Annotated in this window: 11 protein-coding genes; 2 read left to right on the top strand and 9 right to left on the bottom strand. The window is 47.2% G+C overall.

Annotated elements, in window-relative coordinates:
* Position 1 precedes the first annotated feature (1 nt).
* Positions 2–814 (bottom strand): indole-3-glycerol phosphate synthase TrpC, encoded by an 813-nt coding sequence (trpC, locus tag QUF61_RS05140; protein WP_103921932.1) that lies wholly within the window; start codon positions 812–814, stop codon positions 2–4.
* Between the two features lie 8 nt (positions 815–822).
* Complete coding sequence (gene trpD / locus QUF61_RS05135; protein WP_289680815.1) at positions 823–1,833, bottom strand: anthranilate phosphoribosyltransferase; 1,011 nt, start codon at positions 1,831–1,833, stop codon at positions 823–825.
* A gap of 412 nt (positions 1,834–2,245) precedes the next feature.
* Between trpD and QUF61_RS05130 the strand changes: the two genes are divergently transcribed.
* Complete coding sequence (locus QUF61_RS05130) at positions 2,246–2,488, top strand: (2Fe-2S)-binding protein (protein WP_103921865.1); 243 nt, start codon at positions 2,246–2,248, stop codon at positions 2,486–2,488.
* Positions 2,489–2,596: 108 nt separating this feature from the next.
* On the opposite strand, the gene QUF61_RS05125 is transcribed toward QUF61_RS05130, so the two are convergent.
* The 6 genes from QUF61_RS05125 to pgsA form a co-directional block, all read right to left on the bottom strand.
* Positions 2,597–4,201, bottom strand: coding sequence for a cation:proton antiporter family protein (locus tag QUF61_RS05125; RefSeq protein WP_289680814.1), 1,605 nt, complete (start codon positions 4,199–4,201; stop codon positions 2,597–2,599).
* A 251-nt stretch (positions 4,202–4,452) separates the two neighbouring features.
* Entirely contained in the window at positions 4,453–7,053 is a 2,601-nt protein-coding gene (locus tag QUF61_RS05120; protein ID WP_289680813.1) for an ATP-binding protein, read from the bottom strand.
* 577 nt (positions 7,054–7,630) lie between these two features.
* Complete coding sequence (gene glnG / locus QUF61_RS05115) at positions 7,631–9,043, bottom strand: nitrogen regulation protein NR(I) (protein WP_289680812.1); 1,413 nt, start codon at positions 9,041–9,043, stop codon at positions 7,631–7,633.
* Between the two features lies 1 nt (position 9,044).
* Entirely contained in the window at positions 9,045–10,127 is a 1,083-nt protein-coding gene (gene glnL, locus QUF61_RS05110; protein ID WP_103921861.1) for a nitrogen regulation protein NR(II), read from the bottom strand.
* A 368-nt stretch (positions 10,128–10,495) separates the two neighbouring features.
* Positions 10,496–11,437, bottom strand: a complete 942-nt coding sequence (gene rsmH / locus QUF61_RS05105) for a 16S rRNA (cytosine(1402)-N(4))-methyltransferase RsmH (protein WP_289680811.1) — start codon at positions 11,435–11,437, stop codon at positions 10,496–10,498.
* Positions 11,434–11,997 (bottom strand): CDP-diacylglycerol--glycerol-3-phosphate 3-phosphatidyltransferase, encoded by a 564-nt coding sequence (pgsA, locus tag QUF61_RS05100; protein WP_103921859.1) that lies wholly within the window; start codon positions 11,995–11,997, stop codon positions 11,434–11,436. Before pgsA ends, rsmH begins: the two co-directional genes overlap by 4 nt.
* 558 nt (positions 11,998–12,555) lie before the next feature.
* Here pgsA and QUF61_RS05095 point away from each other — a divergent pair.
* On the top strand, positions 12,556–12,693 hold the full coding sequence (locus tag QUF61_RS05095; RefSeq protein WP_177428627.1) for a hypothetical protein: 138 nt from the start codon (positions 12,556–12,558) through the stop codon (positions 12,691–12,693).
* A 186-nt stretch (positions 12,694–12,879) separates the two neighbouring features.
* Here the strand turns inward: QUF61_RS05095 and QUF61_RS05090 are convergent, their stop codons facing one another.
* The gene (locus QUF61_RS05090; protein ID WP_289680810.1) at positions 12,880–13,359 is read right to left on the bottom strand and encodes a pentapeptide repeat-containing protein; all 480 of its coding nucleotides are present in this window, start codon (positions 13,357–13,359) and stop codon (positions 12,880–12,882) included.
* Between the last annotated feature and the right edge of the window lie 44 nt (positions 13,360–13,403).

Raw genomic sequence — 13,403 nt, 5'->3', positions numbered from 1 at the left:
CTTAAGTTATTGCACTCAAGCCAAATAATTGCCCCAGCGCAACACCTGGCTCTGGTGCGCGCATGAAAGCTTCACCGACCAGAAAACCAAAAATACCGGCATCGGTCATTTTTTGTACATCCTGCTGATTTAATATGCCACTTTCCGTAATCAGCAGACGATCTTCCGGCACCTGCTGCTGTAAATCCAGCGTGGTATCCAGTGAGGTTGCAAAAGTACGCAAATTACGGTTATTAATGCCAACCAGGGGCAAAGGTAGTTGCAGGGCGCGTTCTAATTCCGCTTGATCATGGACTTCGGTTAATACGTCCATTCCCAGTTGCGCGGCTAAATCCGCCAGTTCCCGCATTTGCTCATCACTGAGCGCGGCGACAATCAGCAAAATACAATCCGCGCCCCAACTACGCGCAGCATACACCTGATAAGGATCAATCATAAAATCCTTACACAATACCGGCAGCGAGCAAGCCGCCCGCGCCTGCTGCAAATAATCAGGCGCACCTTGAAAAAAATCCCGGTCAGTTAATACCGACAAGCAACTGGCACCATATTTGGCATAATCTTTGGCAATTTCAGCAGGTGCAAAGTTTTCCCGCAACAGCCCTTTACTGGGTGAGGCTTTTTTAATTTCCGCAATCACCGCAGGCCGTCCGGCGGCTATATTATTTTGCAGGGCGCGCACAAAACCGCGCGTAGGTGATGCGTTTGCGGCCTGCTGTTTTAATGCAGACAAGGAGGTTATTGCACTGGCTTCAGCAATTTCTTCCTGCTTGCGTTGCAGAATTTTTTTCAGAATATCAGGGGTTTTATCCATTGCGGAACTCATTGATTGGTAAATTGGATTAAATCCGTCATTTTAACAGCCGCCGCGCCACTTTTGATCACTTCATCTGCTTTTTCCATGCCTTGCGCCAGGGTCTCAGTTAAACCGGCGGCATAAATCGCGGCACCAGCATTAAGCTGCACAATATCCCGCGCACTGCCTGCCCTATCCTGCAACACACCGCACAAGAGTTCCAGACTCTGCGCGGCATTTTCTACAATCAGATCATCTAACGCCTGGGTTTGCAGGCCAAAATCTTCCGGCTTAATGGTATAGGTGGTGATTTCGCCGTTTTTCAGTTCCGCGACAAAAGTCGGCGCAGCCAGACTGATTTCATCCAGACCATCTTCAGAATGCACCACCAGCACATGCTCGCTGCCGAGATTACGCAATACTTCCGCCATCGGCTCCACCCAGTCACGGCTGAAAACGCCTAATAACTGACGCGGCGCATTTGCGGGATTGGTCAGCGGCCCGAGCAGATTAAAAATTGTGCGCACGCCCATGTCCTTACGCGCAGTAATTGCATGTTTCATGGCGCTGTGATGCATGGGTGCAAACATAAATCCCAGACCGGTCTGATTAATGCAGTCGGCGACCTGTTGCGTATCAATATCCAGTTTCACCCCCGCCGCTTCCAGCACATCGGCGCTGCCAGACTTGCTGGAAACCGAACGGTTGCCATGTTTGGCAACGGTTGCCCCCGCTGCCGCCGCCACAAAAATGCTGGCGGTGGAAATATTAAAGGTATGCGCGCCATCGCCGCCCGTGCCGACAATATCCACCACATGCGAGCCAGTGACCGTTACCGGCGCGGCTAACTGGCGCATCACTTTAGCGGCAGCGGTAATTTCAGTGACGGTTTCCCCTTTCATGCGCAGGCCAATGAGAAAACCACCAATCTGCGCGTTGCTGGCCTGCCCGGTCATGATGCTTTGCATGATGTCCGTCATTTCCGTTTCAGAAAAATCATGTCCTTCTAAGACTGCTTGTAATGCTTGTTTCATCATGAAAAAGAGAACTCCTGAATTTACTAAGTGATGTGGAAAATGCTTTATTTGATTATAATGAATTTCCCACAAAAACCTGACAAGTCTTCAAGACCTGTCAGGTTTTTTTGGCAGTTATTTACCTGAAAACCTATAGATGAGTCTCTATATTAATCCGTGTCTGATAAAACTACCAGCGCACATCTTCGTCAATGTCATCAAAACACAGACTGGCATAATAGCGCAAAACTGCTAAGTCACTGTAGTACATCAGCAACATTCTAGTGTCGGGCTTCATACCAAAGACCTGACAGGTTTTTAAAACCTGTCAGGTCTGCGCTTCCATCAAAATAAACTTGCTGGTGTAGTCGTCTGACATTCACTGATATTCCCGTTACAATAGCGTGCTAATGCAAAAATATGAAACAATAATATGAAAACTGATTCCGAAACAAATCCTCTGGACAAACTTCCGCCTCTGCTTAAGAAAGATTTAGACCAAAATCTATGCACCTGTAATGGCGTTCTTAAAATGGATATTATCAATGCCATCGTAAATGGTGCAGCAACTGTGGCAGAAATACAAAAACAGACCTATGCCACAAGCGGAATTGGTTGTTGCACCCAAGAGGTAGAGCGATTGATTGAATGTCTTTGCACGCCGGAAACGAAATAAACGAATACGAGAATGGGTTATCAATCCATCAAATTTTTTGCCGCAGATAATGACAAAGGTTTACAGTATCGCACTGTCCCGCACTATCCCGCTTTAAGTGAGCAACCATCAGCTTGTTTCAAGCCGCTTGCATAGATCGCTGGCAAAACCTGTGGCGGCTTCAGCGTAAATATTAAATACAAACTCCACACCCTGCGCCCTGAGCGCGTCTGCTTCATCAGGATACCTGGTTGTCGCGGCGATGCGGCAATTGACACCCTGTTTCATCAGTTGCCGCGCGGCAGTGAGGTTTGCCTGATGATTAGGCAGGCACAATATGACCCATTTCAAGCGTTGTGGTAATCCCGGTGCCCGTGACCAAAGCGCGGGGTTGGTACCGTCCGCCATGACCAGGAAATGCCCTTTTGCCTGATGCCTTTGAATATTTTGTTGATCGAGATCGATGCCTAGTACGCGCCCGGGGAAGCTTGCTGCAAAGCTGTCATAGGCCGCGCTGCCCAGTCGCCCCATGCCAATCACCACCACTTCAACCGCTTCGGCTTCGAGGTCGGCATCATCGCTCAGTCGTTGTTTGCGTTGAAATGTCTTGATTTGCTTGCGCCACCAGGAATAGAGCTTATCCCCACCGGAGGCCAGAGGTGCTGCCAGGGTAAAGGAAGCCGCCAGAATGATGGCAAAAACTGCCAGCCACTCTTTTGGCAGCCAACCTGATGTGGCGGCGATAGTGCCGACAATAAGACCAAATTCGCTGTAATTGGCAAGATTCAGAGAAGACTGCCATGCGGCATGGGCGCGTAGCTTGAACAGGGTGAAGAAACCGAAATAGAGCGCGACTTTAAGCGGCAGAAAAGTGAGCAGCAACAGGGCGGCAAGCAGTTCGGCCCAGCCCGGCATGGCTGTCATGCCGACGCTGAGAAAAAATCCCACCAGAAAAAGATCCTTAAACCCCATCAGCACCTTGGCTAACTCATTTGACTTGGGATGGCTGGTCAACAACATGCCAAACACCAGCGCCCCAAGGTCGGCTTTCATGCCCACCATTTCAAACAAATCAGCCCCGCCCAGCGCCATGACAATGCCATATAACACCAATAATTCCCCGTGACCGGTGCGCCCCAGTAGCCATTGAAAAATATGCCGCAGAGGAATTAACAAGAATAAGGCAAACGCCCAAACAGACGGGATCTTACCGGCTGACACGGCAATGAACGTCACGGCAGCAATATCCTGCACAATCAAAACGCCAATGGAGGTACGACCATGACGCGAGGCTGAAGCCCCCAGGGTTTCCAGCACCTTGATAGCAAATACGGTACTGGAAAAGGACAGCGCGAAACCAATCAACAAGGCTGTTTTTATATCAACGCTATCAAACAAGGGCAGGTTTAACTGTGCCAGAAAAAATATGAACAGGCTCAACAACAGCGTCACTGCGCCCATGTGAATGCTGGCAACGCCCCACACCTCAGGCCGGGTCAGGGAATTGATTTTGAGTTTGAGACCGATGGTGAACAGCAGCAGAGTGACACCGAGATCGGCAATTTCCCGCAGGAACTCGCCACTTTCAGCCCCGGCGGCATGGAGCACAAAACCGGCAATAAGAAATCCGATCAACGGCGGCAGCCCCACCAGCTTCACCGCCAGACCACAGGCAAAAGCAATGGCTATCCACAAGGGGTCTTGTGGGTTGATGGCGAGTAATAATGATTCCAAGTTTATCTCCTGATGTGTCTTTCTGCGTCTTTCTGCGTCTTTCTGTGTTTTCTGCGGCTTTTTTATTTTGCCGCTGAATACGCAGAAAAATGCAGAAAATTATTCACTTGAATATCCTCATTGGGATATAGAGAGGGCTTAAATTAAAACTATAGATTTTCAGGTAAATACTTTCCCGGCACCGATAGTATTTGCTGTGTTGTCAGCATTTGCTTTGGAAATTTAATAGCTGAAAATCTATATGACATGCCTTATGACAGCGGCACCAGTTCACGCAGCTTATAACCGGTGTTGCTGATTTTCATTTCTGCTTGTTGTTGGTGGAGGCTGACTTGTTGTTGGTTGGGGATAAGCTGGTGGTATGCGGCCTCTAGCAGGTGGGCATCTACGGCGTATAGTTCCATGTTGCTTGTGTTGATAATCGCCCAGGCTGCATCCAGGTCTTGGCGGGCTTTGTTGGTTTCGCCTTGTTGCAGTTGGAAGTTGGCGCGGCTTAGGTAGAATGATGGAGTAAAATCATAACGTTTCGATTCCTCTACTGCCTTCACTGCCAAATTGAAGCTGTTGCTGGCTGCTTGGTTTTGCTTTAACGCTGCCTGGGTGCGGGCGATGCTGAGGTGGTTTACAGCTATACTTAATAGGTCACGACTACCATTCATTACAAGATTCAAAGCATACTCCCCTCGCTCTAACACTTCCTGAATAGTTTCCTGGGGAGAACAGTCTAACAACAGATTTTCAATCCCAAACTTGGCAACTTCTGATTTTGAGTATTTATTGCGGTTGTTTGCAAGCGCAACCAGATCCAGCAAAAATGCACAATAATATGCACCATATCCAGAAGCTAAACGAGGATGTTGAGGATCATGTTGTGCCTGTTTTTCCTCGGCAGTCTTAAAGGCTGTTGCTGCCTGCTCTAAAAGTCCCTGGCGGTGTAATACGCTGGCAAGACGGGCATAGCTTTTCGTTTGCTCCCACAAATCCTCGGCTTGCTGTGCATAATCAATTGCTTGGCGTGCAGATGCTGCTGCTTGTTCCAGGTTTCCCAGCGGCAGGTACAGGTCGGTGAGGTTTTGGGCGGTAGCGGATGCATTTTTCCAGTCTTTGGTTTTAACACACAATTCCAAATCTGCTGCCCTCGGAGCCAGTGCCTCGGACAAACGCCCCAGAGACATCAGGCAAAATGCTGCTACTCCCAGCAACCATGCTTGATCAGCTACAGACAGGCCAGTATGTTCTGGTTGTTTCCAGCCCTGAGGAAAAAAGGCTGCTAAGGCACTGAGGTCTTGTGCATAAGCACCGAGTTTTTTGCAACTGTAGAATTCTTGTTCTCGGCGAATACGCTTATAATACACCTCATACATTGCTGCCTGATATTCCCCCGCCAAACAACCATGCCCCACTGCCCGATACAGTGGTTGTAATTCTTCCAGGCTATCTGGTTGCTGTTTAGCTGGTAGCTGCTGGTAATAGGCAAATAATACTTTTTGTGCCTGGATAAAGGCGGCTTTTTCGTGGCTTACAAAGGATTTTCCCGCCCAACTGCGGATTAAAGCATGGCAATCCCATTGCATTCGTGTGTTTTGCTGGCCATTAGTTGCGCTTGGATTTGGAGCCAATAAGCCTGCGGTTTCTAGTTGTTGCTCTAAGCTCTGTAATTGAGCTGTGCTTAAGTTTTTAAGCGGTTTACACCAGTCTGCCTTCTTAATTAATTCGTTTTTCTCTGCCCAGCCCAGCGGACGGTCAAATAATCCGAGCATAAATAAAAAGCGTTTATTATTTTCTGGCAGATTCTGTTGATACCAGCTTAAAATCCGCTGGCAATGTCTGTCTTCATTGCTTTGTGCATTATTGGCTTGCTCAAGTTCGGCATTAAGGGTTTTCCATTCTTCAACAATTTTGCCCTCATATTGTTGTTTTAATAAGGCGCCAAGCAGGGCTAAGGTCAGGGCATGATTTCCAGATTCATCGGCAAGTTGCTGGCGTTGTGTCTCTGTACCTACGACACCTTTGGTTTTTAATAATAAAGCCCCATCAGCCGAGCTTAGGTGTTTTAAGTTCAGGCTATGATAGCTGTCGTCTTGCCAGGTTTTTAATTCTACTAGCGGTTGGCGTGATGATATTAATACAAAACTTTGCTGTTGTTGTTGCAAACTGCGCGGTAGTTGAGTAAAAAACGCACGCAGGGCGGAGTCTTGCAAACTACCATCATTGCCAACATTGTCCAGTTGCAGGGGTTCTAAACCATCAAGCACCAGCAATACCGGCTGCTGTGCCAAACAGTCCGCCAACAACCGCCCTTTGTCGGTTTCATCAGTTGGAATATCCGCTTGTCCCAAAAACGGCAGCACTTCACGAAAAAAAGCCCCAGAGTCAGTATATAAACGATGATGCCCCTGACTATAAAACGACCAGCCAAACACCCTTGCGACTTCGCCATAATGCGGCGCGATTTGGCTTAACCACATTTCAGTCAATGCCGATTTGCCAGTGCCGCCAGAGGCGACTAATACCATTAGTCTTTGCTTTGGGTTTTTGAAGCTTTGGTTGAGTTGTTTGAGTTCTTCGGCGCGGCCTAGTAGTTGGCTGCTGGGAGTGGGCAGGTGCTGGATATGGATGTCAGGATGGGATGCCGCTTCCGGTTTTTTTACCTTGGCAAGCACTTGTTGTAACTTTGACAGTTCATTGTTATTTTCAGCATAACGTATGATTTCTATCGCACGCTGGGTTTGGCTGCCCGGATTCAGGTACTCTACCGGGATGCCATAATGAAAAATAATTTCTTCAAATTCTGCAAATAAGAGCTTTTTTAATTTTTTTAATAATTTATTGGTAGTTTTATCTTTGGGCATTAGCGTTTTCTCTGGCTGTCATCTATTTGGCTGCAACCCATTGTAGCCCATTACTTTAGCATAGCATACAGCCGTTAATTGATACTGATGGCAAGTTCAGGCTGGATTTCCACTAAACAACCACCCGCTAAAAGACGGGTGGGTTAGAGTGTTTGGTGGCTGAAAGCCGAGATACAGGGCGGACAAGCCCTGTTGTTTAGCCCCAACGGGGCGCATTAATATAGCCAGGGGCAACGCCCCTGGAATTGTATCCGTGCCATTCACGCCCTGAAAGGGCAGATTAAAATATTGCCATCATTTTAACCTGCCCTTTCAGGGCGTAAACATGTCATTCTCTACCCTGGGGCGTTGCCCCAGGCTGTATTAAAATACCCCTTTGGGGTGTTAGTGTTAAAACCTATATTTTAAGTTTTACCGTTAAACATTAGAGATAAATCTGTTCACCTGAAAGGCGAAGGTTTTAACCTTGTGCATGGAAAATAAATAAGTTGCCACACGACTTTAAAGGTTAGCATGGCGCTACCTGGAAGTGGTTTTCAACCGTGTAGCGGCAGACAACACTCACACCAAACTCAGCTCATTCCAGTTTTTTATCCAATGCTGTAATTTCCAGTTCTTTAATTTTACGGGTGATGGTATTGCGTCCCCAGCCTAATAATTTAGCTGCTTCCTGGCGGCGACCGTGGGTAAAGTTTAAGGCGGTGTTGATCATGACCCGTTCAAACCGGGGCAGAGCCTCATCGAGCAATGCGGAACAGCCACTTTGCAGTTGTTGTTCCGCCCACTGGTGCAATCCCTGCTCCCAATCATTATTCGCATTGTCATCATGCTGTTGTTGCTGTAATTCTTTGGGTAAGTCTTCCGGCAGTATTTCCTGACCCGATGCCATCACCGTCAGCCAGCGGCAAGTGTTTTCCAGTTGCCGTACATTACCGGGCCAGTCCAGTTGCTGTAAGCAGGTTTGGGTGTCGGGGTGCAGCATTTTAATTTCTTCACCCAGTTCTTTGGCGCTGGCACTGAGGAAGTGATTCATTAATAAGGCAATATCCTCACGGCGCTCACGCAAGGCGGGTAGCGGGATACGTATCACGTTCAGACGGTGAAACAAGTCTTCCCGAAATAGTCCCTCGCGCACGCGCTGTTCCAGATTTTGGTGGGTTGCGGCAATAATGCGCACATCCACTTGCAATGCGCTATGCCCACCCACCCGAAAAAAGCTGCCATCAGCCAGCACCCGTAACAGACGGGTTTGTAATTCTGCGGGCATGTCACCGATTTCATCCAGAAACAGGGTGCCGCCATCGGCTTGTTCAAAACGCCCGCGCCGTTGTTGCGCCGCGCCGGTAAATGCCCCGCGTTCATGCCCGAATAATTCAGATTCCAGCAGTTCTTTGGGTATGGCGGCAGTGTTCAGGGCGATAAAAGGCTGTTTGGCGCGGGGGCTGTGGCGATGCAGGGCATGGGCAACCAGTTCCTTGCCCGTGCCGGATTCGCCAGTAATTAATACGGTGATGTTGGAACGGGATAAGCGTCCAATGGCGCGAAAAACTTCCTGCATGGCGGGTGCCGAGCCTATCATTTCGCTGGATTCAATCAGCGTTTCTGTGGCAGAAGCTTCCTGGCGTTGCAGACGTTCACTGATAGCGCGTTGCGTCAAATCAACAGCTTCATCAATATCAAAAGGTTTGGGCAGGTATTCAAAAGCCCCGCCTTGATAGGCCGATACCGCGCTTTCCAAATCAGAATAGGCGGTCATTAAAATCACCGGTATATCGGGGTATTGATCACTTAAGTGTTCCAGCAAGGCAAGACCACTCATACCGGGCATACGCACGTCAGTAATAATAACGGAGGGCAGATTTTGCTCCAGGGCATGAATCACCTTATCGGCGCGATCAAAGCTCGTAACGTCCAGACCTGCCTGGCTCAGTGCTTTTTCCAGTACCCAGCGAATGGAACGGTCATCATCAATCACCCATACATTATTCATTTTATTTACCTTGTTTGCTTGTCGCTTTTTCTATGGGCAGAAAAACAGTAAATACCGTTTCTCCCGGTTCGCTGCGGCATTGAATCATGCCATTATTACGATGAATCAGGTTTTGGACAATCGACAGACCCAGACCCGTGCCTTCTGCGCGTCCTGTGACCATAGGGTAGAAAATCTGCTCCAGCATGGTCTCTTCAATGCCGGGGCCATCATCTTGTATATCAATGCGTACTGCCAGGCGGTATTGTTTAGATTTGGTTTGTGGATGCGAGAGGCTGAGATTGCGCTCAATGCGGGTGCGCAGAATTAAATGACCCTGGTTTTCCATCGCTTGTATGGCATTACGCATGATATTCAGCAATACCTGATGCAATTGATCCGGGTCAACAAAAATATCCGGCAGGCTGGGGTCATAATCAGCCAGAAAAGTGACATTATCCCCGGCTTCAGTGAGTACGATTTGGCGTACCCGGCATAACACTTTATGGACGTTAATCCATTCTTTTTGTGGCGGGGTATGCGAACCCAGCATCCGGTTAAGCAGATTTTGCAGGCGATCCGCCTCGCCAATAATAATTTCAGTATATTCGCGTTGATTCTCTGGTAGTTCCCGCGCCAGTAATTGTGCCGCGCCGCGCAGCCCCCCCAGAGGATTTTTGATTTCATGCGCCATGCCGCGCAATAAATTCTGGGTCGCCTGGTGCTGCAATAATAAGCTTTCCTCACGGGTCAGGCGCAGTTGCTGATCAATATTGACCAGTTCCACTAAAAAAGCACTGCCTTGTTGATCCTCTGCGCTCCAAATCGAAGTAATCGTGCAATCCACCATAATAAAGTGGTGACCCAATACGTTAAGACGCAGGCCATGCTCCGTTACTGGATGGGGTGTGGTGGGAGGCGTGAGTAAGCATTTGCAATCAGGAAACAGCGTTAATGCATGGATGCCATGTAATTTTTTAGCACTCAACTCCAGTAGCGCTTCGCCAGCCGGGTTAATGGCTTGTAAATGCAATTTGGGATCAAAACATAAAACGGCAGTGCTGAGGTGCTCAAACATCAAAGCGGGGGAAGGCATGGTGTTCATGGATTGGATAGCCATTGTAAAAATTATTGTATTGAGCTAGAGCAAATTACAAACCATTTTATTTAGAGATTATTTTTCTTTTTATGTCGTCATTTGCCTGAGCTGCAAGCACCGGTTTTTAAGGGGGGAAGGCTGGTAATATCACAATGATTATCAATCATTTAGCCTATTTTTTAATCTATTTCAGGATGCTTTGCATGGAACATAACTGGAAATAAAAATCAGTGAATTGATATGTTTTATTGTATCAGTAAATTATACTTTGCACCATTTTAGTGCAAAGTGCATTTATTTGATGCAAAGACCTGACAGGTTTTTAAAAACCTGTCAGGTCTATGGAACGCCCGATTTCAGAGGGATTTAGACTTTTAAAGTCTTTGCGCAACCCTTAATGTTGCACTACGGGCGCGGGGGTTTTGCTGTACTTCCTGTGGCGAAGGGCGTATGGCCTTGCCCAGGGTTTTAAACAGCCGGGTTTGGTTGATTTGCGCTTCGGTGACGGGTACGCCGGGAGGAAATTGTGCGCCGCGTGATTGTTCGCGCAGATAACGCTTAACAATACGATCTTCCAATGAATGAAAACTGATAACTGCCAATCGACCGCCCTGGGCCAGAATTTGCGGCATTTGCGCCAGTGTCTCTTCCAAGCCTTCCAGTTCACGGTTGATATAAATACGAATTGCCTGGAAACTGCGGGTGGCGGGGTGTTTGTGTCTTTCCCAGGCGGGGTGCGCGGTTTTAATGATTTCCGCCAGAACCGCAGTGCGTAAAATCGGTTGCTGCCCACGCTGATATACAATGGCACGGGCAATACGCCGGGAATAACGCTCTTCACCGTATTGATACAAAACATCGGCAATGTCTGAAGCTTGCGCCCGGTTAATCCAGTCGGCAGCGGAAATACCCTGTAAAGGGTTCATGCGCATATCCAGCGGCCCATCGCGTAAAAAACTGAAACCACGCTCGGGATCATCAAGTTGTGGCGAAGAAACGCCCAAATCAAATAAGATGCCGTTGACCTTGCCCAGCCAGCCCAGCTCGCTTAATACCTGGGTTATATCGTGAAAGTTGCTGTGTATAATTTGAAACCGTGAATCGGCTTGCGCCAGTTTTAAGCCGGTAGTGATGGCCTGGGGGTCTTGATCCAGACCTAATAATTGTCCCTGTGGCCCCAGTTGCGATAGTAAAGCCCTGCTGTGTCCGCCGCGCCCAAACGTGGCATCCACATAAATACCCGCTTCCTGGATTGCCAGCCCTTGCAGCGCTGCTTCCAGCAACACGGACTCATGTGCAAAATCCGTAGCCGTCATTGCTTGTCACTTGCCAGTAATACCGGCAAAGCTGCGCGTAAATAGCTCACCATTGACCAGAGGGTTAAAAATACTGCGATATACAGCAGCACATAACCGATTTCAATCACGGGGATCACGCCAAATAAAGGCACCTGATAAATCAAAAACAACATCGCCAGCATCTGTACTGTGGTTTTCCATTTGCCAATATCGGATACGGCAACTTCACTACGCTTGCCTTCTGCGGCCATCCATTCGCGCAGGGCGGAAATAATAATTTCCCGCCCGATGATAATCGCTGCCGGAATGCTCATCCACAGTGTCGGATAAGCACTGACCAACACCACCAAAGCCACGGCAACGATCAGCTTGTCGGCAACCGGATCTAAAAATGCGCCAAACGCGGTGGTCTGCTGGTATTTACGCGCCAGATAACCATCCAGCCAGTCGGTAAGAGAGGCCAGCAAAAACACATACATGGCAGCAATACTGGACCATGAAAAAGGCAGATAAAATACAAGAATAAACACTGGAACCAGTGCAATGCGTATTAAAGTCAGTATATTAGGTAGATTCATAACTACTTTGCAGGTAACTCAACACCTGAACTCAAGGTAAGGTTTTTTAAGTAAAAATACTCAAATTTAGCATACATTATCAATAAATGGTGTGAACTGGAAGCGGTCTTCAGCCAGGCAGTGGCTAAAAGAAACTGACACCAAACTCAGGCAGCCAATCGGGAAAGTGCAAAGGCATTCTACTATGTCAGGCTTGTTACATGTCTGAATTTTTTAATTGAAGCGTATTTTTAGTGTTTTTATTTGGCACAATGCGAACTCCCCCTCGTTGCTGGATAGATTTTACACCTTGACGTAACAAGCCGCTCGTATTTTGTTACAATTATCATTAACATTTGATAATATCTACGAAGTTATGAGGTGAATGCTATTTTGCTAGCAAAGAATCATGTTTGATGCAGTCATATTTCACTGATTTTGCCCACGCTATACCCTTGTAAATTTTGTTATAATAAAGCGATTCAAATACAGTGAAATTTTTAACAACATTCATATTGAATGTATTTTTCCGGTATTTGTGCAATGACATGAATGCTCAACTTTGAGGAGAATATAACGATGCCTATACTTGATATTTTATTAAAAGATCCAATTGGTCAGTTATCTTTATTTACTATTGGTTTTTCAACTTTAGTTGTTGTTGTGTTAACTATTTTCTTTATCATACGCAGCGGTAAAAAAGACGATACAGAATAACAATACCAGGGCTGAGTTTAGGAACGAGGATTTTATAATTCCCGAAACCAGGCTGGCCTTTTTCTCCATTTTCTGCGTTATGAAAACTGTGACATAAGCTGCTTGTGCGCCTGTTTTCATGCCTTGAAAATGAACAAAAATTCTGCGCCCGGTTTCGGTTCTTATTTCATCCTCGTTCCTATGATTTTAACCACGAATGCCACGACTGGTAACAGGCGGTGTTTGCACCGGTTTACTGGTCATTTCCTTGATTTCCGTTGCAGAGCGATCAGATAAATCTGTGCCTTCCAGCTTGGCTTTATATAAAATAGTATTAAATAAAACCGCACCTTTAAGTTTCGCAGCACTTAAGTCTGCACCTTCCAGATTTGCCCCGCTAAGGTCAGCGCCTTCCAGGTTTGCCCCCTTGAGATTTACATTTTTTAAAATTGCGCTGTTTAAGTTGGCTGCTGTTAAATCCAAACCACTGAGATCCATGCCTGACAGATCGCATTCCTGACAGGCTTTGCTTTGCAGCAATTGTTGTCGATTTGCATTTTTATCCTGTGCCGGTTTTGCAGCTTGTTTAATTTGCATGGGTGCTGTTTCCGGCGCTACTGTTGACTCTGCAAAACACAAGGGACTGAGTACAAAACTCATAAATAAAACAGTCATTTGATGGTTCATAATCGTGTTCTCTTAGTTAGGGTAACTTGTGATAAAGATATTTT

The sequence above is a fragment of the Candidatus Venteria ishoeyi genome, from assembly GCF_030378065.1.
Lineage (GTDB): Bacteria > Pseudomonadota > Gammaproteobacteria > Beggiatoales > Beggiatoaceae > Venteria > Venteria ishoeyi.
Note: the sequence above shows the minus strand (reverse complement) of the source record. Positions and strands in the feature narration are given on the sequence as shown.

Bases quoted from the DNA above. Each gene is read 5' to 3' on its own strand.
- glnG (WP_289680812.1), bottom strand. From the start codon at position 9,043: ATGAATAATGTATGGGTGATTGATGATGACCGTTCCATTCGCTGGGTA.
- QUF61_RS05130 (WP_103921865.1), top strand. From the start codon at position 2,246: ATGAAAACTGATTCCGAAACAAATCCTCTGGACAAACTTCCGCCTCTG.
- trpD (WP_289680815.1), bottom strand. From the start codon at position 1,833: ATGATGAAACAAGCATTACAAGCAGTCTTAGAAGGACATGATTTTTCT.
- QUF61_RS05095 (WP_177428627.1), top strand. From the start codon at position 12,556: ATGCCTATACTTGATATTTTATTAAAAGATCCAATTGGTCAGTTATCT.
- QUF61_RS05120 (WP_289680813.1), bottom strand. From the start codon at position 7,053: ATGCCCAAAGATAAAACTACCAATAAATTATTAAAAAAATTAAAAAAG.
- QUF61_RS05090 (WP_289680810.1), bottom strand. From the start codon at position 13,359: ATGAACCATCAAATGACTGTTTTATTTATGAGTTTTGTACTCAGTCCC.
- trpC (WP_103921932.1), bottom strand. From the start codon at position 814: ATGGATAAAACCCCTGATATTCTGAAAAAAATTCTGCAACGCAAGCAG.
- pgsA (WP_103921859.1), bottom strand. From the start codon at position 11,997: ATGAATCTACCTAATATACTGACTTTAATACGCATTGCACTGGTTCCA.
- glnL (WP_103921861.1), bottom strand. From the start codon at position 10,127: ATGAACACCATGCCTTCCCCCGCTTTGATGTTTGAGCACCTCAGCACT.
- rsmH (WP_289680811.1), bottom strand. From the start codon at position 11,437: ATGACGGCTACGGATTTTGCACATGAGTCCGTGTTGCTGGAAGCAGCG.